The sequence below is a fragment of the Janthinobacterium sp. SUN118 genome, from assembly GCF_030397695.1.
Classification (GTDB): Bacteria; Pseudomonadota; Gammaproteobacteria; order Burkholderiales; family Burkholderiaceae_D; genus Janthinobacterium.
Map to the genome: position 1 here is coordinate 1328532 of NZ_JAPUBV010000001.1, position 23726 is coordinate 1352257.

The window sequence follows — 23726 nt, forward strand, 5'->3', positions numbered from 1 at the left end:
CCCTAGGGAAATGGCGTGCCGCCGATGGTGGGCATGCCCGTCAGGATGCCGTGGAAACCGGCCAGGGCCGGGCCGATGCGGATGCCCTGCGCGGCGATTTCAAAGCGGCGGATGCTGCGCTCGTGCGCGCTGCCGCGTTTCTTGAAGACGGAAATGGCTTGCCGCACCTCGCCCTCCGTTTCGTAATAGCGCAGCATGATGACGCTGTCGGCCAGGTAGCTGGCGTCGGCCGAGGTGGTCATGGACGTGCCCAGCATGTTTTGCTGCACGCCGACGAGCAGGGTGGCCACGCCGCGCTGGCTCAGGTAATTGAGCAGTTCATGCAGGTAGGTGCTCTGGAAGCGCTCATCGGGCACCGCATGCATGTAGCCGTTCAGGCTATCGATGACGATGACCCGGGCGCCCCGCTCCGCCGCGTCGACCACGGCCTGGGCGAATTCGCCCGGTGTCAGCTCGGCCGGATCGATCTGCTGTGCGCTCAGCAGGCCGATGTCGAGCGCCGCCTGCAGGTGCATGCCCACGTTGTCGGCCCGGCTCAGCAGCTTGCTGCGCGCTTCCTCGAACAGGAACATGGCGCACGGCTCGCCGCGCGACGTGGCCGCGTGCACGAATTGCGCCGCCAGCGTGGACTTGCCGCTGCCGGCCGGGCCGGAAATGAGCGTGCTCATGCCTTCCTCCAGGCCGCCGCCTGTCATGGCGTCGAGAGCGGGCACGCCGCTCGACAGCCGGCGGTGGTCGCCGTCGCGGCGCGTGTCGGCCGCCACCAGGCGCGGGTAGACGATGAGGCCGCCATGGGCGATGCGGTAATCGTGCGTGCCGCCGCGAAACGCCACGCCGCGGTATTTCACCACGCGCACGCGACGCCGGTCGTTGCCATAGGCCTGGTTTTGCAGCTCCAGCGAGATCACGCAATGGGCCACGCTACGCACTTGCAAGCCGTCGTCGAGGGCGGAACGGTCGTCGATCAGCAGGGTGGTGCAGTGCCGGCTGGCCAGATATTGCTTGAGCGCAACGACCTGGCGCCGGTAACGCAGCGGGTTCTCCGCCAGCAGCTGCAGTTCGGACAGCGAGTCGAGCACCAGGCGGGCGGGGCGGTGCTTTTCGATGGCGGCCAGGATGCGCTGGTTGGTCGAGGCCAGCTCGATTTCGGATGGGTGGAAGATGGTGTACTGGCGTTCGGGGTCGAGCATGTCGTCGCTGGGCGCCACTTCTTCGATGGCAATGCCGGCCAGGTCCCAGCCGTGCGACAGGGCGGCGGCGCGCAATTCGGCTTCCGATTCGGCCAGCGCCAGGTACAGCACCGGTGCGCCGGCGCGCGCGCCTTCGACCAGGAATTGCAGCGCCAGCGTCGTCTTGCCCGTGCCCGGTTCGCCTTCGACCAGGTACAGGCGTTCGGCAAGCAGGCCGCCGGCCAGCACGGTATCGAGACCCGGCACGCCCGTCGACAGCAGTGGCGGCGCAAGCTGGCCGGCCGCGTCCTGCGGTGGCATTGTCGCCTGCGCCTGTGCTGTCATCGCCGCGCTCCCTGTCATGGCCAGCTGTGGACAGCCATCGTAGCGCACCTGCACCGATCATGCCTTTTCGATACCATTGGTAAATATTTATCGCGGTGCCGAAGGCTGGCGTAACGGGTGTTGCGCACATGTCGGCGACTTCAGCAAAGAACGCCTTACCCTGCTACAGTATTCACTCAATCCAACTTTCCCGCTTTGCCGTTTTGCCGCAGCCAGCCTGATTTCCGACTGATCCTGCTGGCGCGCCACCCCTGTTGTTGCCGTCATTTCATTGCATCATTGATAATAAAATTCGCTTGATAGTTACTATGTTTCAATTGTAACGATGCTTGACGATTTTAGAATGATCGTTCATTCTTTGATCTGCGTTAATAAATTTAGTCATTTCTAACGACACTAGCCAGCTTCTTTTTCAGAAAGTCCAAGATGCAACCAACCTTTTCCTTGACGTCGCCGCGTACGAGCGGCGCTATTGCCGTTCTGTGCGCCACTGTAATCATGGCCGGCTGCAGTAAAAAACAGGAAGCACCTCATGCGCAGCAAGCGCCACAGGTGGTCGTGTTTACTGTTAATCCGGCCGCGTTGCCGATGAGTGCCGAATTGCCCGGCCGTACGAATGCCTACCAGGTCGCCGATGTGCGTCCGCAAGTTGGCGGCTTGATCCAGAAGCGCCTGTTCGTCGAGGGTAGCGATGTGAAAGCGGGCACGGCCCTGTATCAGATCGACCCGGCCACCTACCAGGCTGCCACCAATTCGGCCAAGGCCGCCCTGTCGAAAGCCAAGGCCAACCTGCTGACGGCCGGCCCGAAAGCCACGCGCTACAAGGAGCTGGTGGCCATCGAAGGCGTGAGCCGCCAGGAATACGATGATGCCGTGGCCGCCTTCGAGCAAGCCAAGGCAGACGTCGAGTCCGCCACCGCGGCGCTGGAATCGGCGAATATCAACCTGAAGTACAGCACCGTGACGGCGCCGATCAGCGGCCGCACCAGCCGCTCGACCGTGACGGCCGGCGCGCTGGTCACGGCGGGCCAGGCGGAAGCCCTGACGACCGTGCAGCAACTGGACCCGATCTATGTCGACGTGACGCAGTCGAGCACGGACCTGCTGCGCCTGAAGCGCCAGATGGCCGATGGTTCGCTGAAAAAAGTCGGCGAAGGCCAGGCCAAGGTCGACCTGATCCTGCCGGACGGCAGCAAGTACAGCGAACCGGGCAAGCTGCAGTTCGCCGGCGTGACGGTCGATCCGACCACCGGCAACGTGGTCTTGCGCGCGCTGTTCCCGAACCCGAAAGGCGAATTGCTGCCAGGCATGTATGTGCGTGCACAGCTGGAAACGGGCGTCGACGAGAAAGCCATCACCGTGCCGCAAGTGGGCGTGACGCGCAACCAGAAAGGCCAGGCCACGGCCTTGATCCTGAACAAGGAAAACAAGGTTGAGCAACGCATCCTGACCACCAGCGGCACCATCGGCACCGACTGGCTGGTGACGTCCGGCCTGGCCGCAGGCGACCGCGTGATCGTGGAAGGCTTGCAAAAAGTCAAGCCAGGCGCCCCTGCCGTTGCCGTGCCGGCCAAGGCCGCTGACGCGCCTGCCGCTGCAGCCTCTGCCGCAGCATCGGCTGCCAGCGCCCACTAATTCAGGAGAATATTAATGGCCCGTTTTTTCATTGACCGCCCGATTTTTGCCTGGGTGGTCGCGATCGTCATCATGCTTGCCGGCGTGATTTCGATCCTCAGCCTGCCGATCGCGCAGTACCCGAGCATCGCCCCGCCGTCGATTTCGATCAGCGGCTCCTACCCTGGCGCCTCGGCCAAGACCGTGGAAGATGCGGTCACCCAGGTCATCGAACAAAAGATGAAGGGCATCGACGGCTTGCGCTACATGGCCTCGTCGAGCGATGCGACTGGCGGCATCAGCATCACGCTGACGTTTACCAGCGGCACCAATCCTGACATCGCCCAGGTGCAGGTACAGAACAAGCTGCAGCTGGCCACGCCGCTGCTGCCGACGGCTGTCACGCAACAGGGCCTCGTCGTGTCGAAAGCCACGAAGAACTTCCTGATGGTGTTCGGCTTCATTTCCGAAAACGGCAAGATGGACCAGACCGACTTGAGCGACTATGTGGCCGCCAACGTCGTCGATCCGCTGAGCCGCGTGGCGGGCGTGGGCGATGTGACGCTGTTCGGTTCGCAGTACGCCATGCGCATCTGGCTCGACCCGGCCAAGCTGCAAAGCTTCAACCTGACGCCGGCGGACGTGATCACGGCCGTGCAGGCGCAGAATGCGGAAGTGTCGGCCGGTGAACTGGGCGGCACGCCGTCCGTCAAGGGCCAGCAGCTGAACGCCACCGTGTCGGCGCAGAGCCGTCTGCAAACGGTGGAACAGTTCGGCGCCATCTTGCTGAAAACCACCACCGACGGCGCCATGGTGCACCTGAAGGACGTGGCCAGCATGGAACTGGGCCGCGAGAACTACAACACCGTGGCCCGCTACAACGGCCATGCGGCCACCGGTGTGGCGATCAAGCTGGCGACGGGCGCGAATGCGCTCGACACGGCCAACGCGGCGAAAGCCATGCTGGGCAACCTGAGCAAGCAATTCCCTGAAGGCATGAGCTACCAGGTGGCGTTCGACACGACCCCGTTCGTGAAACTGTCCATCGAAGAAGTGGTCAAAACCCTGGTCGAAGCGGTCATCCTGGTATTCCTCGTGATGTACCTGTTCCTGCAGAACTTCCGCGCCACCCTGATCCCGACCATGGCCGTGCCGGTCGTGCTGCTCGGTACCTTCGGCATCCTGAATGCGTTCGGCTATTCGATCAACACCTTGACCATGTTCGCCATGGTGCTGGCCATCGGTCTGCTGGTCGACGATGCGATCGTGGTGGTGGAAAACGTCGAGCGCGTGATGAGCGAAGAGGGCCTGTCGCCGCTGGAAGCGACGCGCAAGTCCATGACGCAGATCACGGGCGCGCTGGTCGGTATCGCCATGGTGCTGTCGGCCGTGTTCGTGCCGATGGCCTTCTTCGGCGGCTCGACGGGCGTGATTTACCGCCAGTTCTCGATCACGATCGTGTCGTCGATGGTGCTGTCCGTCGTCGTCGCGCTGGTGTTTACGCCGGCGCTGTGCGCCACCCTGCTGAAACCGGTCGAAAAAGGCCATCACGCGACGAACAAGGGCTTCTTCGGCTGGTTCAACCGCAGCTTCGACAGCAGCAGCAACAAATACCAGGGCATGGTTGGCGCCATGATCACCCACCGCGCCCGCTCGATGCTGCTGTACGTGCTGTTGCTGGCCGGCCTCGTGTTCATCTTCATGCGTCTGCCTACGTCGTTCCTGCCGGAAGAAGACCAGGGCATCCTGTTTACGCAGATTCAATTGCCGACGGGCGCCACGCAAGAGCGCACCCTGAAAGTGATCGAACAGGTCGAAGACCACTTCATGAACAGCGAGAAAGACAACGTCGCTTCCGTGTTTGCCGTCGCCGGTTTCAGCTTCGGCGGTAACGGCCAGAACACGGGTATCGCCTTCGTGCGCCTGAAAGACTGGGCTGAACGCAAGGCCGTGGAGCAAAAGGCGCCTGCCGTGGCCGGTCGCGCCATGGGCAAGTTGTTGCAGATCAAGGACGCGATGGTATTTACCTTCGCCCCGCCTGCCGTGCTGGAACTGGGTAACGCCACCGGTTTCGATATGCAACTGCAGGATATCGGCGGTGTCGGCCATGACGCCCTGATGGCGGCGCGTAACCAGCTGCTGGGCATGGCTTCGCAAAACCCGGCCATGGTGGGCGTGCGTCCGAACGGCCAGGAAGATACGCCGCAGTACAAGATCGAGATCGACCAGCAGAAAGCCACCGCGCTGGGCCTGCAGATCGCCGAGATCAACCGCGTGCTGAGCGTCGGCTGGGGTAGTTCGTATGTCAACGACTTCCTCGACCGTGGTCGCGTGAAGAAAGTGTTCATCCAGGGCGATGCCAGCTCGCGCATGCAGCCGGAAGACTTGAACAAGTGGTTCGTGCGCAATACCGCTGGCCAGATGGTGCCGTTCTCGGCCTTTGCCACCGGCAAGTGGATTTACGCGTCGCCACGCCTGGAACGCTACAACGGCTTGCCGTCGGTAGAGATCCTCGGTACGCCGGCGCCGGGCCAAAGCACGGGCGCCGCCATGAACGCGATGGAAGAGATGGTGGCCAAGCTGCCGCCTGGCATCGGCTTCAGCTGGACCGGCGTTTCGCTGGAAGAGCGCGAATCCGGTTCGCAGACGCCGCAGCTGTACGCGCTGTCGCTGCTGATCGTCTTCCTGTGCCTGGCCGCGCTGTATGAAAGCTGGTCGATTCCGTTCTCGGTGCTGCTGGTCGTGCCGCTGGGCGTGATCGGTGCCGTACTCGGCACGTGGATGTTCGGCCTGTCGAACGACGTGTACTTCCAGGTGGGCTTGCTCACGGTGGTGGGCCTGTCGGCGAAGAACGCGATTCTGATTGTCGAGTTCGCCAAGGAAATGCAGGAATCGGGCATGTCGCTGATCGACGCGACCTTGCATGCGGTGCGTCTGCGTCTGCGCCCAATTCTGATGACCTCGATTGCCTTCGGTCTCGGCGTGTTGCCACTGGCTATTTCCAGCGGCGCCGGTTCCGGCAGCCAGAACGCCATCGGTATCGGCGTGCTGGGCGGCATGTTGACGGCCACGTTCCTCGGTATCTTCTTCGTGCCGGTGTTCTTCGTGCTGGTGCGCGGCTTCTTCTCGAAGTCGGACGCGCCCACCACGCCGGCGACGCCTGGTGCGCCAGCCGTCACGCTTTCTAAGGATGCGCATTAATATGAAAAAAACGCTACTCTCCATGGCGGCACTGGCCTTGCTGGCCGGTTGCAGCCTGGCTCCCACGTACGAGCGTCCGGCAGCGCCGGCGCCGACGGCGTGGCCGACCGGTCCTTCCTACAAGGCCGACACGGCCGCCGCCGACGCCAAGCCGGTGGCGGACGTCGCCTGGCGCGAGTTCTTTGCCGATGCGCGCCTGCGCCAGGTACTGGAACTGGCGCTGGCCAACAACCGCGACCTGCGCGTCTCGATCCTGAACATCGAGAAGGCGCGCGCCACCTACGGCATCGAACGCGCCGCGCTGATCCCGACCCTGTCGGCGTCCGGCGGCCAGTCGGCCACGCGCATCTCGAAAAACGCCAGCCCGACGGGCGAAGCGTCCATCAACCGCCAGTACACGGCGAACCTGGGCGTGTCGGCGTACGAGCTGGACTTCTTCGGCCGCGTGCGCAGCCTGTCCGACAGCGCGCTGGAGCAATACCTGGGCACGGAAGAAGCACGCCGTGCACAGCAGATCAGCCTGGTGGCCGAAGTGGCCAGCACCTATCTGAACCTGGTGGCCGACCAGCAGCGCCTGCGCGTGGCGCAGGACACGCTGAAGAGCCAGCAGTCGTCGTATGACCTGGCCGTGCGCCGCTTCAGTGCCGGCGCCACCTCGGGCCTGGACAAGTACGATGCCCAGACCAGTGTCGAATCGGCCCGTTCCGACGTGGCCGTCTACACGAGCCAGGTTGCGCTGGATCAAAACGCGCTGGTCCTGCTGGTGGGCGGCCCCGTGCCGGCCGACTTGCTGCCGCAAGCCGAGTTTGGCGCTGTGACGGCGCTGACGGACATTCCGGCCGGCGTGCCGTCGGACGTGCTGCAACGCCGTCCCGACGTGCTGGCGGCGGAGCGCACCCTGCGCGCCGCGAATGCCAACATCGGCGCGGCGCGCGCGGCTTTCTTCCCGCGCATTTCGCTGACGGCGACGGCGGGTTCGGTCAGCGACAACCTGTCCGGCCTGTTCAAGGGCGGCAGCGGCACCTGGAGCTTCTTGCCGCAGATCAGCTTGCCGATCTTCGATGGCGGCGTGAACCGCGCCAATCTCGATATCGCCAAGGTGCAGCGTGAAATCTCCGTGGCGCAATACGAAAAGGCGATCCAGGTCGCCTTCCGTGAAGTGTCCGATGCGCTGGCCCAGCGCGGCACGATCGACGAGCGCCTGCAGTCGCAGGAGTCGCTGGTCGAAGCGTCGACGAAGAGCTACACCATCCACGATGCGCGCTACAAGCAGGGCGCCGAGTCCTACCTGAACGCCCTGGTGGCCCAGCGCGCGCTGTACACGGCGCAGCAAAGCCTGATCACGGCGCGCCTGGCCAAGTCGACCAACCTGGTGACCCTGTACAAGGTGCTGGGCGGCGGATGGCAACCTGAGCAGACAGCCGTCGCGGCGGCTGGCGGCGTCCAATAATCACGGGGACGCCGACGCCGGCCTTGCCCCTGTCCGCAGGGGCAAGGCCGGCGCGCTACTGGAAAATCATGAACCAAGTTGAAAAGAAGCATCCGGATCCCGAGCGCGCCAACACGCGGCGCAAGCAGGTGCTCGATGCGGCGGAGAGTTGCTTCAGCCGCCGCGGCTTCCACGGCGCCAGCATGGCCGAGATCTCGAAAGCGGCCGGCATGAGCGCGGGCCACATCTATAATTACTTCGACAGCAAGGATGCGATCATCGCCGCCTTCGTCATGCAGAATACGGAACGGGTGTCGAACCTGATGCAGGACCTGGCGCAGCGCGAAGACCCGCTGCAGGCCGTGATCGACAATGCGGGCGAGCATGTGCTCGAAGCGCTGGACCCGAAAACGTGGATGATGCCGCTGGAAATTTTTGCCGAGGCGTCGCGCAATCCGGCCATCGCCGAGATGCTGCAATGCTCGGACCAGCGTTCGCGCCAGCTGTTTCTCTCCATCATCCGCGATGCGCGCATCAAGCGCGGCTTGCCGGCCGACGAGGAAATGCTGGAAGGCCGGCTGAATGCCCTGGTCGCCATTTACCAGGGCTTGCCCGTGCGCTTCATTCATAATCCGATGGTGAAGGTCGAGCCGCTGATCGCGGGCTTTCGCATCGTCCTGACGGCGCTGCTGCTGAACGAATAGGGCGCTTGCCGGGGCCATGCAAAAAAGTTTGCGCAGTTCGATATGAATCATGCGGAAAGCATGGCAAAAACCTAAAAGCCTCTGCTATAATTCCCACCTCGTCGGGGCGTAGCGCAGCCTGGTAGCGTACATGCATGGGGTGCATGGGGTCGGAAGTTCGAATCTTCTCGCCCCGACCATTAGATTCAAGGAGTTACGGCGCAAGCTGTATAGAAACCCAGCACTGTATATTAGATAATTGTCTAATATCGGTGCTGGGTTTTTCCGTTTACGCGTGACAGATGGGCAGCCTACATCCAATGCCGCCGGGCAGGGCCGCTGAGAAGAGGTAACATCAAATCAAATCCAGCGGCAATGTGCCAATGCCCAGGGCCGCATCGGCAGGCGGGGCAGGGCCCGCGCTGGTAATGGCATCGGCATCGCCACGCGACGATTAATCGGCAAGCCATCAGGGGCTAACAGCGATGTGCCTCATCGCCGCTGCCCGATCGCCGCCGCATCACCGGATTTCGGCCGGCCATTTCTTGCCATCAGGGGAAGGTCATCTCCAAACCGGCCATCCTGACGACGACGAAGGTGACGATCCCCAAGGCCAGCAGCGATAGCATGAAGATGGCGACCACCTTGCCGCTCGCGCGCAGCACCGCGCGATTCTGCTTCGCCTTGTCCTTGTCCTTCTTCCCTTGATCGTAATGCCACTTGATGGCGAAGAACATGCCCGTGCAGAGCACGAGAGCCTTGAACGTCACGAAGACTATAGGGGTCCAATCCATCATTTTGAGTATTTCCAGTCTATTACTTGACACTATCTACCATGAGGAGCGCTACCTCAAAACGCTGCGTCAGCAGCTTCTGTTCCAGCCATCCCCCCAGGCATCCTGTTTGAATCTTTCATTATAGCTAGCCATGAAATAACAATGGCATCCGGCGCAGTGGTTTGCCAATGCAGATGAGAGAGGAGAAAACGTCGGCAACGGCCATGCAAGAATGGTATTGCTCCACGTTCTGAAGCATACTACTTGAAAACAATTTCCATACATTGAGACAAAATGTCCCAGTTGAAAACCATGCAAGATGAAGATTTGACTATCTGGTTGCCGCGATTGGCCGGGAACAGGGGGCCACGTTTCTTGCAGATTGCGGATGCCTTGCAGGCGGCGGTGGCAGACGGATCGTTGGCCCCGGGGGACCGCCTGCCTCCGCAGCGCCAGCTGGCGGCACGGCTGGATGTCGACCTGACGACGATCACGCGCGCCTACGACGAAGCCAGGCGCCGCAACTTGCTGGAGGGCCGCGGCGCCCGGGGCACTTATGTCGCGGCGCCAAAAGTCGAATTGACCGCGATCCTCGACCTGAGCATGAATACCCCGCCACCGCCGGATGGCGTGGACTTCGACGATATGTTGAAACAAGGTCTGTCTCAAGTATTGATGAGGGCAGACAATGAATTGCTGATGACTTACCACTTGGGCGGGGGAAGCGAGTCCGACCGCAAGGCTGGAGCCACATGGCTGGCGCCGATGTTTGGACATCTGGATGCCGGGCAGCTGCTTGTCTGTCCGGGTGCGCAGGCGGCGATCGCCGCGTTGATCCTTGCGCTGACGGCGCCTGGCGACGTCATCCTGGCGGAGCCCGTGACTTATCCCGGTTTGCGCGCCGCAGCGACCCAGTTCGGCCGGCACGTCGTTGCGGTGGCAGCGGACAGGCACGGGATGGTGCCTGAGATGCTCGAGGAAGCGTGCCGCCAGCACAAGCCCGGGCTGGTCTACCTCAATCCGACACTGCAGAACCCGACCGCCATCACCATGCCGGAACGCCGGCGCAAGGAGCTCGCCGGCATCGCAAAGCGCCGCAATGTACGCATCGTCGAGGACGATCCCTACTGGCTCCTTGCCGATGCCCCGCCGCCGCCGATTGCCACGTTTGCCCCGCAACAGGTGTACTACATCGCAACCCTGTCGAAATGCCTGACGCCCGGCTTGCGGGTCGCCTTCGTGCTGATACGCGACCCGATCGAGCGCGAACGTTTCCTGGTCGCGCTAAGGTCATTTGCGCTGATGGCCGCCCCTCTGACGGCGGCCCTGGCCACGCAGTGGATACTCGACGGTTCGGCTGACGGATTGATGGAAGGCGTGCGCAGGGAGGCGCGCCTGCGCCACCGGATGGCTCGCGATATTCTGGCGGGACGCTACAGCGGCCTTGGCGACGGCCTGCATGTATGGCTCGAGTTGCCGGCGTACTGGAACTCTACGCAGCTTGCGCGGGCCGCCGCCAGCTCCGGCATCGCGGTCACGCCGGCGGAGGCATTCGCAACGGGCAGCGCATACGTGAATGCAATTCGCATCTCCTTGGGCAGCATCAAGGACCGTGGACGCTTGCAGGCGGGTCTTCAACGACTGTCTCATCTGCTTGCGCGGCAGCCCGAATCGTTCAGCGCTGCTGTGGTTTAACTGTCCAGGAAACACTGTCAGCGGCCGCCATCAGGTGTACGGCGGCAGCTTGGCCGGGATGCCGCCGGCGGCACCGAGCGACCGCCATGTCGCATTCCGCTGCAAAGGGCGGACTGCCCGGGCCCGACCGGCGCACAGGCAGCAGCGAGACTGGCGCAGTTTGCTGGCGCGGCCCGCAAGCGGGTGGCCAGGTCGAGCTGTTGGGGAAGGTTCCGCCACTTGAACGCGACCGCGGCTGACCGCGGCATGCGCGAACGGTGGCCGGTCTGGATGTCGTCGCAATCGCTTGCACGTCGGCTGCCAGGTTCAGCATTTTTACTCCGCCATTGCCGTCATTGCCGCAAGCGCCAGGAAGCCCGAGCACATGCGGCGGCGCGATTTGGCGCATCTGTCGCTATCGGGCAGCAGGCTGGCCGACAACGCGATATGCAGGCGCATCGGCTTGCCGTGCAGGTTCGACAGATCGCTTCATCCCCCGTTTTCTCCATCCTGTCCCCCGATTTCCGTCTCCGGTCGCCGTAGTCAAGCTGGCAACACGGCTTTCGCCTATGATTTGCTGGCACATGCACGTGTGCTGTTTCCCTTCATTTATCCACCATGAGGTGTCCATGATTCGCTATGTCCTGCCTGTCCTGTTGTTCGCCAGCGTGTTGCCGGCGCACGCCCAAGCCCCGGCCGGGGAGGTGCCGCTGATCGAGCGGGCGAAGATTTTTGGCAATCCCAGCAAGTCCGGCGGCAAGATCAGCCCGGATGGCCGGTGGCTGTCCTGGATCGCGCCGCGCGACGGCGTGCTCAACGTGTGGGTGGCGCCGGCCAGCGATCCGTCCCAGGCGCGCCCGCTGACGCAGGAAAAGCTGCGGCCCATCCGCAGCAGCTTCTGGTCGCCCGATTCGACGACCCTGCTGTTCATCCAGGACAAGGGCGGCGACGAGAATTTCCTGCTGTATGGCGTGAACGTGGCCAGCGGCAAGCAGATCGATTACACGCCGTTCGAGAAAACCCGCGTGCGCGTGATCCAGATCAGCAGCAAGGTGAAGGACCGCATCTTGATTGGCATCAATAACCGCGATGCGCGCTGGCACGACGTGTACAGCCTGGAGCTGGCCAGCGGCAAGCTGACCCTGGTGCAGCGGAACGACGGCTATGGCGGCTACGTGGCCGACGAGCTGCTCAATCTGCGCATCGCCAGCAAGGCGCGCGGCGATGGCGGCACGGCGTATTACCGCGTCACGGACGGCAAGGTCGAGGCCACGCCGCTGGCCGATGTGGGCCTGGAAGACGCGCAGACGACGGCGCCGCTGGCGTTTACGGCCGACGGCAAGACCCTGTACTGGACCGATTCGCGCGGCCGCAACACGTCGGCGCTGCTGGCGCAGGACGTTGCCAGCGGCAAGAGCACGCTGGTGGCCCAGGATGCGCGCGCCGACATTTCCGACGCGCTGTATGACACGCGCACGGGCCGCGTGCAAGCCTATGCGGTCGAGTACCTGCAGCAGGACTATTTGCCGCTGGGTGAAGACTTGAAGGACGACCTGGCGTTCCTGAAGAAACATACGCCAGGCCAGTTCACGGTGACGTCGCGCACCGATGCCGATGATAAATGGCTGGTCGCCGTCGACGCCGTCACGGCGCCGGTGTCGAGCTGGCTTTACGAACGCAAGGGCAGGAAGCTCACGCGCCTGTACGTCACGCGTCCCGAGCTGGAAGGCGCGCCGCTGATGCCCATGCATGCGCAGGAAATCAAGGCGCGCGACGGGCTGACCCTGGTGTCCTACCTGACCTTGCCGCAGGCGTCCAAGGCGGGGCCAGGTGGCATGCCGTCGCAGCCGGTGCCGATGGTGCTGCTGGTGCACGGCGGGCCGTGGGCGCGCGACACGTACGGCTACAATGGCTATCACCAGTGGCTGGCCAACCGCGGCTATGCCGTGCTGTCGGTGAATTTCCGCGGCTCGACGGGTTTCGGCAAGCAGTTCATCTCGGCCGGCGACCTGCAATGGGGCCGCAAGATGCATGACGACTTGCTCGACGCCGTGCAATGGGCGGTGCAGAGCGGCGTCACCACCGCCGACAAGGTGGCCATCATGGGCGGCTCGTATGGCGGCTACGCCACGCTGGCCGGCATGGCGTTCACGCCGACGACGTTTGCCTGCGGCGTCGACATCGTCGGCCCGTCCAACCTGTTTACCCTGCTGCAAACCATCCCGCCGTACTGGGAAGCGGGCAAGCAGCGCTTCTACAAGCGCATGGGCGATCCGAACACGGAAGAGGGCAAGGCGCTGCTGAAGGAACGCTCGCCGCTGAACTTTGCGCAGAATATCCAGCGCCCGCTGCTCATCGGCCAGGGCGCGAACGACCCGCGCGTGAACGTGGCCGAATCGGACCAGATCGTGGCGGCCATGGCGGCCAAGAACATTCCCGTCACCTACGTGCTGTTCCCCGATGAAGGCCATGGCTTCGCGCGGCCCGTGAACAACATCGCCTTCAACGCCGTGACGGAAAATTTCCTGGGGAAATGCCTCGATGGGCGCGCCGAGCCCATCGGCGCCACCCTCAAGGCCTCCACGGCGCAGGTCAAGCACGGCGCCGGGTATGCGCCAGGGCTGCAGGAGGCGATGCGGTAAACGCGTGCGGCTGGCGGGAGCCGTACGTGCGCGGCTCCCGCATTAAAAGAGTTTCAATGGGACAATGATTCATTTAGAATAAGTCACTGTCCTGCCAATACTGAAACGGAAACGCACCATGGATATCCTGACCCTCGAGCATTTTGCCCCGCGCCTGAATGAAACGTTTGTTTCGGTCAGCGACGGCAACGCGCCGTTCATCCTGGTGGAGGCGCGTCCGTTGCCGGCGTCGACCTTGCAGGGCATGTTGCGCCCGCCGTTCAGCCTGCTTTTCCGCAACTCTTCCGCCATCGTCTTCAACCAGAAAATTTTCCAGCTGCAGCATGACGCTTTCGGCGAAGTGGGGATTTTCCTGGTGCCGGTGGCACGCGACAATCACGGCTTCCTGTACCAGGCCGTGTTCAACTAGGTTCTTGCTCCGCGTGTCCTGACGCGGCTGGAAACAAGGCAGGCTGCGCGCCTGCCTTGTTTCCCTTGCCGCCTGCTTCAGTCGAACCTGGGGAACTCTCCCTGCAATGCAATGCAGTAGTTCAACGCCAGCAAGGGCTGGCGGTTCTCGTGCGCCTGGTTGCCACCGGTCATGCCGACGACGTTGGGTGCCAGCCTGGTGTCGGGAGTGATGCTGAGCGTCATCGCCGTCGTCTTGCCCGGTGCCAGCAGCAGTGCGTCTGTGACGGGGATATTGCTTTGCAGGCTAGCCGTCGGCTGGCGGTTGACCGTCATGACATGCCGGTGCGCCGGCATTTCCTGCGCCGTCAGCGTCACGCTTGCGGCGCCAAGGGATTCGCCGATGTCATATTGCGACAGGCCGGGTCCCGTGCCCTGGCTGAACGCGGCGCGGCCGACCAGGTTGGGGAGCTGGAAGGTAGTGCTGCCATTGCCGCCATAGGTGGTGCCGATCAGCGCATACAGGGCGCTGTTCTGGTTCACTGACAGGGTGGCGCCGTTGCACAGCGCCCAGCCTGCTGGTGGATAGTTGAAACCGAAGATCTGAATCTCGCCAAGAAATGGTGATGCCACGATTTTTCTCCTGTGAAGTCGGGTGGACTGTCGTCGTTACTGCTGCGAAGGGAAGACGCCCTGCCATGCAATGCAAAATGACACGGCCAGCGTCGGCATGCGGTTTTCATGGGGGAGGTTGGTGCCGGTGAGGCCGCAGGCGACGTTCGACAGCACCGTCGGCGTGGACCCAGTGGCACTGGTCGCGTACATATTGTCGCCGTTGGTGGCGGCGCCCAGCGCCACGGTCGGCCCCGGCGTTGCGGCGTTGGCGGTGGTGTTGGTGGCAAAAAAGGTGTGCGTGTGCTGGGGAATCTGATCTATTGTCAAGGAGACCTGCTCGCTGCCACCGGTTGCGCCGATGGTGCGCGGCGTCAAGCCTGGCCCCTGTCCCTGATGCAAGGGCAGCTGGCCGCGCAAGTCCGGCACGGCAAAGGTGTTGACGCCGTCGCCACCATAGGTGGTGCCGAGCAACATGAACAACACTTGATATTCAGAAATAGGTTTCAGGCTGCCGTCACAGGCAAACCACCCGGTGGGTATGCGTGGAAAGGCAAACTGGCGAATTTCACCTACGTAACAATCAGACATGGCTTACTCCGTAAAAAGGCGGGACACGGTTTGTAGCACCTGGGAAAACCGGCTGCGCTTCGCGGCCACAAGGCACTGCCGCGCGCGACGGTGTTGTCAGGCGAGGTCAGTTGCGCGAGGGGTAGACACCGCTCAAGGCAATGTTGAAGTTGATGACGCGGAAGGGTTGCATATTAATATGCGGGCCGTTACCGCCTGCCGTAGCCAGCGTCTGTTGCGCCAGCGCAACCTGCGGTCCCGTCGCGGCGACGTAAATCGATTCCGCTCCGCTGCCGGCATACAGTGCGCCAGCGGGATTCTTGAGCGTTCCTGCGGTCGTCAGCGCGCTGGCCGCATGGTTGTGCGCAGGCATCTGGCTCGCTAGCAAGGTGACAGCTTCTGAACCGCCCGGCGTGCCCTGGGTGAGCGGAGTGGGTTGCCAGCTGCCGTCCACAGAGGCTCCTGAACCGAAAGGCGTGCGGCCGCGCAAATCGGGCAAGCCGAAGGTCGATTGTCCATTGCCGCCGAACTGGGTGCCCAGCAGGGCAAACAGGGCCGCATTCTGTTGAACGGGCAGGAGTTGCCCGTTACAAGCGGCAAATCCCCTGGGTGCGAAAGCAAAACCGGCCATCATGATTTGGCCTACAAAGACGTCAGACATGGTATTTCTCTCCCCATAACTGTTGTGAAATGGAATACAAGGCTAATACATTTACCAATAGCAATTGATTTACATTAAAATATCTTTTTTGGGCAACATCTTTTAGTTGCTTTATTTGCTACTCGTAGTAGCATACGTTGATGTAAAGCAAGCGTCAATAGCGTGAGGAATCCTTTTTCGGGGCCGTTGACAGTAGCTGAAATCGCCATGAATGGTGGCATATTGCCTTGTGCCAGAGCCGTACCTTCCTCACCCAAGAAATGTATCGAAGGAAAATAATGTTTCTAAATCTTAGTGAATCTGGTTGCCAGTCGGCCACCGTCAGTGGCATGGAAGTCTTGGCTGCCGGGAAGCGCGGCGCCGTGCGTGCCGCGCTCTTGCCGCCCTGGCTGATGCGCATGGCGGTGGCCATGCTGTTCATCCTGATGGCCTTGTATTCGCAGCATGCGCGTGCGGCCACTGCATGCACGAATCCGGTCAACGTCACCATTTCAGCAGGGGGGATCGTTCTGGATGACTATAATCCCAATGGTTGCACGTTTGGTCTGACGGCGATACAAGTTCCGCCGATACATGGCAACATCGTACAAGATCCGGTCAGTACGAATATCGTGCACTATGTTAATAGAGCGAGCGACAACGCCACCTTTGATACCTTTACTGTCGGTGACGATAGTCTGAACCCCATCGTTTATAACGTCACGATACTGTCCAGTACGCCAATTGCCGGCGCCGCCAGCGCTACGGTGGCTTACGGCAGCAGCGCCACATCGATCCCTCTGAACCTGAGCGGCGCGGCAGCGACATCGGTGGCGGTGGCCTCCGCCGCCGCGCATGGCACGGCGACGGCCAGCGGCACCAGCATCACCTACACGCCGACGGCAGGCTATGGCGGACCGGACAGCTTCACTTATACGGCCACCAACGGCAGCGGCACCTCGGCGCCGGCAACCGTGACGATCACGGTGGCCGGCCCCACCATCACGATTGCGCCAAGCACCCTGCCGGCAGCCACCGTGGGCGCGGCCTACAGCCAGAGCGTGACCGCCTCGAACGGCTTCGCGCCGTACGGGTATGCGATCAGCGCCGGCACCTTGCCGGCCGGCCTGACCTTGAATGCCGCCACCGGCGTGCTGTCGGGCACGCCGACGGCCGGCGGCAGCTTCAACTTCACCGTGCGCGCCACGGACAGTTCGACGGGCAACGGCCCGTATTCGGGCGCGCGCGCCTACTCGCTGACGGTGTCTGCGCCGACGATCAGCGTCACGCCGACGGTCATGCCGGCGATGACGGCCGGCGTCGCCTACAGCCAGTCCATCAGCGCCGCCGGCGGCACGGCCCCGTATACCTATGCCATCACGGGCGGCAGCGTGCCGACGGGCCTGAGCCTGGCGGCGAACGGCACCCTGTCGGGCACGCCGACGGCAGCGGGGCCATTCAACTTTACCGTCACGGCCACCGACAGCAGCACGGGCACGGGTGCTCCTTACACGGGTTCGCGCGCCTATTCCGTCACGGTGGCGGCGGGTGCGCCCGTTGCCGGCGCCGCCAGCGCCACGGTGGCCTTCGGCAGCGGCTCGACTGCGATCCCCCTGAACCTGAGTGGCGGCGCGGCGACGTCGGTGGCCGTGGCGTCCGCCGCCTTGCATGGCACGGCGACGGCCATCGGCACCAGCATCACCTACACGCCGACGGCCGGCTACGGCGGGCCGGACACCTTTACCTACACCGCGACCAATGGCGTCGGCACCTCGGCACCTGCCACCGTGACGATCACGGTCGCCGGCCCCACCATCACGATTTTGCCAAGCACCGTGCCGGCAGCCACCGTGGGCGCGGCCTACAGCCAGAGCGTGACCGCCTCGAACGGCTTCGCGCCGTACGGGTACGCGATCAGCTCCGGCACCTTGCCGGCCGGCCTGACCTTGAATGCCGCCACCGGCGTGCTGTCGGGTACGCCGACGGCCGGCGGCAGCTTCAACTTCACCGTGCGCGCCACCGACAGTGCGACGGGCAGTGGCCCGTATTCCGGTGCACGCGCCTACGCGATGACGGTGTCGGCGCCGACGGTCGCGGTGGCGCCAACGACCTTGCCGGCGATGACGGCCGGTGTTGTCTACAGCCAAAGCATCACCGCCACCGGCGGCACGGCACCACATAGCTATGCTATCGCCGCTGGCAGCGTGCCGACGGGCCTGAGCCTGGCACCGGATGGCACCCTGTCCGGCACGCCCACGACGGCAGGCCCGTACAACTTTACCGTCACGGCCACCGACAGCAGCACCGGCGCCGGACCATACACGGGTTCGCGCGCCTATTCCGGCACGGTGGCGGCCGGCGCGCCCCTTGCCGGCAATGTCAGCACCGCCGTGGCCTATGGCAGCGGCGCCAACCCGATCACGCTGAACCTGAGCGGCGGCGTGGCGACGTCGGTAGCGGTGGCGTCCGCCGCCTTGCACGGCACGGCGACGGCGAGCGGCACCAGCATCAGCTACACGCCGGCGGCAGGGTATGCCGGGTCGGACAGCTTCACCTATACGGCGACCAATGGCGTCGGCACTTCGGCGCCGGCCACCGTGACGATCACCGTGGGCGTACCGAGCGTCAGCCTGACCCCGGCCACCTTGCCGAATCCGGTGGTGGGCGTCTCGTACAGCGCGACTTTGACGGCGGCGGGCGGCACGGCGCCGTACACCTACAGCGTGAGCAGCGGCAGCCTGCCGACTGGCCTGAGCCTGAACGTCGCCACTGGCGTGCTGTCCGGCACGGTGAACGTGGCCGGCAGTTTCACGTTCAGCCTGCGCGTCAGCGATAGCAGCACGGGCGTGGGAGCGCCGTTCAGCGCGACCAATAGCTACACCGTTACCATCATCACGCCGACGATCACGGTCGCGCCGGGCACGCTGCCGGCAGCGGCAGCGGCCACGGCGTACAGCCAGCAGCTGACGGCCAGCGGCGGCGTGGGGCGGTATGCTTTTACGGTAACAAGCGGCAGCCTGCCGGCCGGACTCACGCTGAACAGCAGCGGTTTGCTGAGCGGCACGCCGACGGCGGCGGGCAGCTTCACGCTGACCGTGCAAGCGGAAGATGTGCACGAGTTCACCGGCACGAAAACCTATACCTTGGCTGTCTCGTCGGCCACCGTCAACATTCCGCAGGCCAGCCTGGCCAATCCGACGGCGGCAACGCCATATAGCGCGACCCTGACGGCGGCGGGTGGCACGGCGCCGTACACCTATAGCGTCAGCAGCGGCAGCCTGCCAGCTGGCCTGAGCCTGAATGCGGCCACTGGCGTGCTGTCCGGCACCACCAATGTCGCTGGCAGCTACACCTTCGCCATCAAGGTCACCGACAGCAGCACGGGCGTGGGCGCGCCATTCAGCGCCACCAACAGCTATACGCTCGTCGTTGCCGCGCCGACCCTGACCCTGACGCCAGCGAGCCTGACCGGCATCCGCGTGGGCGATGCCTACAGCCAGGCATTCACGGCGGCCGGCGGCGTCGCGCCGTATGCGTTTGCGCTCACCGGCGGCACCTTGCCGGCCGGCCTGGCGCTCGATACGGCCACGGGCATCATCAGCGGCACGCCGACGGCGGCCGGCAGCTTTGCCTTCACCTTGCAGGCGAAGGATGCCAACCAGTTCACGGTGCAGCAGGCATTGACCCTGCAGGTGAACCAGGCGCCGCCACCGGTGAAAAATGAAACGGCGACCACCGCGGCCAACGAAGAAGTGAGCCTCAGCATCGCTTCCAGCGATGGCAGCCCGATTACCGACGTCACCATCGTCACGCCGCCGCAGCATGGCCGTGTCACGATCGTCGCGACCGGTGCAGCGGGCGGCGGCAGCGGCCGCGCTTTCAAAGTGACGTATGTGCCGAATGCTGACTACTTCGGTCCCGACAGCTTCAGCTACACCGTGACGGGGACGGGCGGCATCTCGGCACCGGCCACGGTCAGCCTGACGGTCGCGCCGCAGCCAGTACCGGTGCCGGTACCGAAGACGGTCAAGCTCGAACCAGGTGCATCACTGACCCTGCACGTGACGGAAGGCGCCACGGGCGGCCCGTTCACGGCGGTGGCCATCACGACGGCGCCGACGAGCGGCACGGCGGTGGTCAGCGGCATGGACATCATCTACACGCCAGCCGCCAGTACCAGCGGCGACATCAGCTTCAGCTACACCCTGTCGAACGCTTTCGGCACTTCGGCGCCGGTGAAAGCCAGCGTCACCGTCAATCCGATGCCGCAGGTGGTGAGCCAGAGCGCCACGGTGGTGGCCGGCCTGACGGTCAATGTCGACTTGACGGCGGGCGCCACGGGCGGCCCGTTCACGGCAGCCAGCGTGCTGAGCATCGCGCCGGAAAGCGCCGGCAAGGCGGTGGTGCGCGACGTCGGCACGGCCGGCAAGCCTGTCTATCAGCTGAGCTTTACGGCCTCGGGCAAGTTTGCCGGCGCGGCCGTCGTCAGCTACACCCTGAGCAATGCCTTTGCCACCTCGAAGCCGGGCGTGGTCAACGTGACCGTGACGGCGCGACGCGACCCGTCGACGGATCCGGAAGTGATCGGCCTGCAGGCGGCGCAAGCCGATGCGGCGCGGCGCTTCGCCAGCGCGCAGCTGTCGAACTTCACGCAGCGCCTGGAAAGCCTGCATGGCGACGGCTGGGGACGTTCCAGCTTTGGCCTGAACCTGACGCCGCCTAGCGACAGCGGCAATCCGACCGCCACGCTGGCGCGCTGGCAGGAGCAGGAGGCGGACCGCGTGTTCGGCACGACGACGGTAAAACCGTACATGCGCAAGGCAGCACTGCGCCAGACGGACGCCGCTTATGGTGGCGAGCGTCAGTCGGCCGGTGTGGATGTCGGCCAGGCCGCGAATGGCTTGCCGGATATGCCGCAGCGTCCTGACACGCAGAAGCAGGCCTTGTCGTTGTGGCTCGGCGGCGCGGTCGACTTCGGCCAGCAGTACGTGAATGGCCGCCAGACGGGCTTCCATTTCCGCACCAATGGCATCAGCGTGGGCGGCGATTACCGTTTGAGCGACCTGGCCACCGTCGGCGCCGGCGCCGGCTTCAGCCATGACCGCAGCGACGTGGGGCAGAACGGCAGCAAGAGCAGCGCCGACAGTGCCGTGGCGGCCGTGTATGGCAGCCTGCGTCCAAGCAAGGGCGTCTTCCTTGACGGCGTGCTTGGCTACGGTACCCTGCAGTACGATGCCTCGCGCTACCTGACGGACGGCAGTGGTTACGCCACTGGCGAGCGCGACGGCAAGCAAGTGTTTGGTGCGCTTGTCGGCGGTATCGAGGTGCGCAATGAAACGTGGATGTGGTCGCCATACGGCCGCGTGGAACTGATGTCGGCCAAGCTCGATCCGTACACGGAGAAGGCACCCGGCATCAACGCGCTGAGCTACTTCAAGCAGACGGTGCGCTCGCGCATCGGCGCGCTGGGCGTGCGTGCCGAGGGCCTGTATGTGGGTGGCCTGGGGACGTGGTACCCGCGTGCGCGTCTCGAGTACCGTCACCAGTTCCAGGGTGCCGACGATGCGCGCCTGGCGTATGCCGACCTGGCGGCGGATGGTCCCGTGTACGTGATCCGCACCTTGCCGCAGCAAACGGGCAACTGGACGGCGGGCCTGGGCGTGAAGCTGTTGCTGTCGAACGGCATGACCCTGACCCTGGACTACAACAGCAATCTGAACATGGATAGCGGGCGCAGCCAGTCGGTGATGTTCGGCATCGCCATGCCGCTCAAGTAATCAGGTAGCGCGGGCAACCGCGCAGGCCATTCCTCATCGCCGGACCGGGAAACACTCCCGCTCCGGCGATTTTTTTTGCTTCGCTTACGTGGCTTGCGCCGCCGCCACGCCCAGCGCCGCCACCACCTGCAGCAAGGTGTCGCCGAAGCCGCCCCTGGCCCTGGCATTGCGGCGGGCGCTGGTCGTCACGCGCGGCGCGGCGCTCCAGGCGATGTGCGCGCCGCATGCCTGCAGGGCCGCCACCAGCGCCACGTCCTCGCTGCAGGCCAGGGGCGCGAAACCGCCGGCGCGCAGATACATGCTGGCGCGCACGCCGAGATTGGCGCCGTGGATATGGCGATGGCCGTCGGCGTCCGTATATGTGTGCCTGAAATGCTCGCGCAGGGCGTCCGCATGGCCGGCATGCGGCGACCAGTCGTCGACGGCGACCGTGCCGCAGACGGCATCGGCGTTCAGTGCCAGCTGGGTGCTGAGCCAGGCCGGCGAGACGCGCGTGTCGGCGTCCGTAAAGGCCAGCCAGCGCGCGCCGCGCTGCAGCAGCACCCTGGCGCCGGCGGCGCGCGCGGCGCCCACGTTGCGCGCATTGACGGCGATGCAGTCGAGGCGCCAGCGCCAGTCCGTCTGCATGGCGTGCGCCAGCACGATGCGCTGCGACTTGTCGCTGCAGGCATCGAGCACGATGAGGATGCTGACGGCTTCACCGAGCAGCAGTGGCCAGGTGGCGGCGGTGCGCAGCGCATCCAGGCAGGCGTCCAGACATCCTTCTTCGTCGTGCACGGGGACCACGACGCCGATCATGCGAAGCCCTCGCGCTGCGCCACCGAGCGCGCATCGTTCGACCAGACGCCGAGCAGGAAGTCGGTTTCCTCGTGGCGCAGCAGGCGGTGCAGGCCGGGCGCATCCTGGAAGGCCGCATGCACGCGCACGGTGGACTGGATGCGCTGGGCAAACGGCGCGCGCCAGTGGCAGGCGACGATGCTGCCGCCCGGCGCCAGGCCGGCGACGCTGTGCTCGACCACGCGCGCCAGTTCCTCGGGCGACAGATAATAGGCGATCTCGCTGATGACGATGAGGTCGAACTTGTCGCCGCCCGGCAGGATGCGCGGCCAGTCCTGCGGCAAGCGGTGGCGCGCGAAGCTGACGTTGCCAGCGTGGCCTGCCTGCTCCAGCCTGCGCTGCGCCAGCTGCAGCGCTTCTGCGGACAGATCGGCGGCCAGCACGCGCTCGCAGCGCCGCGCCAGGTCCACGGTCAGTTCGCCGTTGCCGCAGCCGGGCTCATAGGCGTGGCGGTAGCGCTGCTGCGGAAGGCTGGCCAGCAGCAGGGCGCGCTTGCGTTCCTCGTACCAGCGCTGGCGCACCAGCCACGGGTCGGCGTCGTGCCGGTACAGCTGGTCGAAATAGGTGCCGCGCGGGTCGTCCGGCGTGGTGGAAGCGTTCATAGAAAATACACCTCGCGCGCATGCAGCAAGCGTTGCAGGGCGTCGTCGCCGACGATGGCGGGACGGCCTGTCGAGGGATCGGCCTGCATCTGGCTGGCGAAGCAGCGCAGGGCGGCGCGCTTGCGCTGCAGGATGGCGTCCGGCAGCGGCAGGCTGCGCGCACGGTGCCACGGCACGCGGGCATCGCCCGGCGCGGCCCAGTGCCATCCCCAGACGGGCATTTCCACCAGGGTGGCGCCGCTGGCCGAGCACGCCGCAGCACAGGCCCAGCCGCATGCCTCATGATCGGGGTGACCGTCCAGGCGCCAGGTCGTGAAGACGACGTCGCCCGGGCGCAGGTGCGCTGCCAGCATGGTGCTCAGCTGCGGCGTCATGCCCGTCACGCCGCCGTCCGGCAGGCGCAGGCGCAGCCAGGGAGGTGCGGCCAGTCCGAGCGCCTGCAGCGCCAGCGCCGACTCCCTCGGACGCACCTGGCGCAATCGTTCCTGCGGCCACAGCGGGGAGTCCGGGTGGCTGGCGTCGCCATCCGTGACGGCCACCAGCAGCAGCGCGCTGCCCTGCGCCGCCAGCAGTTGCAGCAGGCCGCCGCAGGCGAGGATTTCATCGTCGGGGTGGGGCGCGACGATGACGGCGCGCGCGCCTGGCGGCACCAGTTCGCCCGCGCCGATGGCCGGCAGCGTGGACCATCCCGGCCACGCCTGCCAGGACTGGTCCGGCGTGCCGCGGCCTTCGATGCGGCGTTCCTGCGGGGCGGTGCCGGCGCGCATG

Annotated in this window: 16 protein-coding genes and 1 tRNA gene; 9 read left to right on the plus strand and 8 right to left on the minus strand. The window is 64.7% G+C overall.

The genetic code is table 11. The features are described from left to right. Nucleotides 1–2 precede the first annotated feature (2 nt). Nucleotides 3–1490: an ATPase domain-containing protein gene (locus O0880_RS06030; RefSeq protein WP_071322612.1), complete on the minus strand. Its 1488-nt coding sequence runs from the start codon at nt 1488–1490 to the stop codon at nt 3–5. 582 nt (nt 1491–2072) lie between these two features. Here O0880_RS06030 and O0880_RS06035 point away from each other — a divergent pair. The 5 genes from O0880_RS06035 to O0880_RS06055 all read left to right on the plus strand — a co-directional run bounded on the left by O0880_RS06035 (nt 2073) and on the right by O0880_RS06055 (nt 8641). Continuing rightward, on the plus strand, nt 2073–3149 hold the full coding sequence (locus O0880_RS06035; RefSeq protein WP_289885592.1) for an efflux RND transporter periplasmic adaptor subunit: 1077 nt from the start codon (nt 2073–2075) through the stop codon (nt 3147–3149). Between the two features lie 15 nt (nt 3150–3164). After that, nucleotides 3165–6329, plus strand: coding sequence for an efflux RND transporter permease subunit (locus tag O0880_RS06040; RefSeq protein WP_289885594.1), 3165 nt, complete (start codon nt 3165–3167; stop codon nt 6327–6329). A 1-nt stretch (nt 6330) separates the two neighbouring features. Beyond that, on the plus strand, nt 6331–7779 hold the full coding sequence (gene adeC, locus O0880_RS06045) for an AdeC/AdeK/OprM family multidrug efflux complex outer membrane factor (protein WP_289885595.1): 1449 nt from the start codon (nt 6331–6333) through the stop codon (nt 7777–7779). Nucleotides 7780–7847: 68 nt separating this feature from the next. Then, a complete protein-coding gene (locus O0880_RS06050; RefSeq protein WP_289885596.1) occupies nt 7848–8462 on the plus strand; it encodes a TetR/AcrR family transcriptional regulator in 615 nt (204 codons plus the stop codon). 102 nt (nt 8463–8564) lie between these two features. Further along, nucleotides 8565–8641 (plus strand) — tRNA-Pro (locus O0880_RS06055). Between the two features lie 351 nt (nt 8642–8992). Here the strand turns inward: O0880_RS06055 and O0880_RS06060 are convergent. Continuing rightward, nucleotides 8993–9238: a hypothetical protein gene (locus tag O0880_RS06060; RefSeq protein WP_289885597.1), complete on the minus strand. Its 246-nt coding sequence runs from the start codon at nt 9236–9238 to the stop codon at nt 8993–8995. Between the two features lie 291 nt (nt 9239–9529). On the opposite strand from O0880_RS06060, the gene O0880_RS06065 reads away from it, so the two are divergent. From O0880_RS06065 to O0880_RS06075, 3 genes are all read left to right on the plus strand, one after another. After that, nucleotides 9530–10912: a PLP-dependent aminotransferase family protein gene (locus O0880_RS06065; protein ID WP_289887301.1), complete on the plus strand. Its 1383-nt coding sequence runs from the start codon at nt 9530–9532 to the stop codon at nt 10910–10912. Between the two features lie 608 nt (nt 10913–11520). Next, entirely contained in the window at nt 11521–13533 is a 2013-nt protein-coding gene (locus tag O0880_RS06070) for a S9 family peptidase (RefSeq protein WP_289885599.1), read from the plus strand. 118 nt (nt 13534–13651) lie between these two features. Next, nucleotides 13652–13942, plus strand: coding sequence for a hypothetical protein (locus tag O0880_RS06075; RefSeq protein ID WP_071322649.1), 291 nt, complete (start codon nt 13652–13654; stop codon nt 13940–13942). Between the two features lie 77 nt (nt 13943–14019). On the opposite strand, the gene O0880_RS06080 is transcribed toward O0880_RS06075, so the two are convergent. The 3 genes from O0880_RS06080 to O0880_RS06090 form a co-directional block, all read right to left on the minus strand. Then, nucleotides 14020–14553: a tail fiber protein gene (locus tag O0880_RS06080; RefSeq protein WP_289885602.1), complete on the minus strand. Its 534-nt coding sequence runs from the start codon at nt 14551–14553 to the stop codon at nt 14020–14022. Between the two features lie 36 nt (nt 14554–14589). After that, nucleotides 14590–15123, minus strand: coding sequence for a tail fiber protein (locus O0880_RS06085; RefSeq protein WP_289885603.1), 534 nt, complete (start codon nt 15121–15123; stop codon nt 14590–14592). Nucleotides 15124–15229: 106 nt separating this feature from the next. Next, a complete protein-coding gene (locus O0880_RS06090) occupies nt 15230–15763 on the minus strand; it encodes a tail fiber protein (protein ID WP_289885604.1) in 534 nt (177 codons plus the stop codon). Nucleotides 15764–16374: 611 nt separating this feature from the next. On the opposite strand from O0880_RS06090, the gene O0880_RS06095 reads away from it, so the two are divergent. Then, nucleotides 16375–21519: a putative Ig domain-containing protein gene (locus O0880_RS06095; RefSeq protein WP_289885605.1), complete on the plus strand. Its 5145-nt coding sequence runs from the start codon at nt 16375–16377 to the stop codon at nt 21517–21519. Nucleotides 21520–21603: 84 nt separating this feature from the next. Here the strand turns inward: O0880_RS06095 and O0880_RS06100 are convergent, their stop codons facing one another. The 3 genes from O0880_RS06100 to O0880_RS06110 are packed head-to-tail and all read right to left on the minus strand — an operon-like array spanning nt 21604 to nt 23725. Beyond that, nucleotides 21604–22317 carry a glycosyltransferase gene (locus O0880_RS06100; RefSeq protein ID WP_289885606.1) on the minus strand — a complete coding sequence of 238 codons (714 nt, stop codon included), beginning with the start codon at nt 22315–22317 and terminating at the stop codon, nt 21604–21606. Continuing rightward, a complete protein-coding gene (locus tag O0880_RS06105) occupies nt 22314–22958 on the minus strand; it encodes a class I SAM-dependent methyltransferase (protein ID WP_289885607.1) in 645 nt (214 codons plus the stop codon). Before O0880_RS06105 ends, O0880_RS06100 begins: the two co-directional genes overlap by 4 nt. Next, on the minus strand, nt 22955–23725 hold the full coding sequence (locus tag O0880_RS06110) for a PIG-L family deacetylase (protein ID WP_289885608.1): 771 nt from the start codon (nt 23723–23725) through the stop codon (nt 22955–22957). Before O0880_RS06110 ends, O0880_RS06105 begins: the two co-directional genes overlap by 4 nt. Between the last annotated feature and the right edge of the window lies 1 nt (nt 23726).

Coding starts and splice junctions, on each gene's coding strand:
- O0880_RS06030 (WP_071322612.1), bottom strand. CDS start 1,490: ATGCCACCGCAGGACGCGGCCGGCCAGCTTGCGCCGCCACTGCTGTCG.
- O0880_RS06040 (WP_289885594.1), top strand. CDS start 3,165: ATGGCCCGTTTTTTCATTGACCGCCCGATTTTTGCCTGGGTGGTCGCG.
- adeC (WP_289885595.1), top strand. CDS start 6,331: ATGAAAAAAACGCTACTCTCCATGGCGGCACTGGCCTTGCTGGCCGGT.
- O0880_RS06050 (WP_289885596.1), top strand. CDS start 7,848: ATGAACCAAGTTGAAAAGAAGCATCCGGATCCCGAGCGCGCCAACACG.
- O0880_RS06060 (WP_289885597.1), bottom strand. CDS start 9,238: ATGATGGATTGGACCCCTATAGTCTTCGTGACGTTCAAGGCTCTCGTG.
- O0880_RS06065 (WP_289887301.1), top strand. CDS start 9,530: ATGCAAGATGAAGATTTGACTATCTGGTTGCCGCGATTGGCCGGGAAC.
- O0880_RS06070 (WP_289885599.1), top strand. CDS start 11,521: ATGATTCGCTATGTCCTGCCTGTCCTGTTGTTCGCCAGCGTGTTGCCG.
- O0880_RS06075 (WP_071322649.1), top strand. CDS start 13,652: ATGGATATCCTGACCCTCGAGCATTTTGCCCCGCGCCTGAATGAAACG.
- O0880_RS06085 (WP_289885603.1), bottom strand. CDS start 15,123: ATGTCTGATTGTTACGTAGGTGAAATTCGCCAGTTTGCCTTTCCACGC.
- O0880_RS06090 (WP_289885604.1), bottom strand. CDS start 15,763: ATGTCTGACGTCTTTGTAGGCCAAATCATGATGGCCGGTTTTGCTTTC.
- O0880_RS06100 (WP_289885606.1), bottom strand. CDS start 22,317: ATGATCGGCGTCGTGGTCCCCGTGCACGACGAAGAAGGATGTCTGGAC.
- O0880_RS06105 (WP_289885607.1), bottom strand. CDS start 22,958: ATGAACGCTTCCACCACGCCGGACGACCCGCGCGGCACCTATTTCGAC.
- O0880_RS06110 (WP_289885608.1), bottom strand. CDS start 23,725: ATGCGCGCCGGCACCGCCCCGCAGGAACGCCGCATCGAAGGCCGCGGC.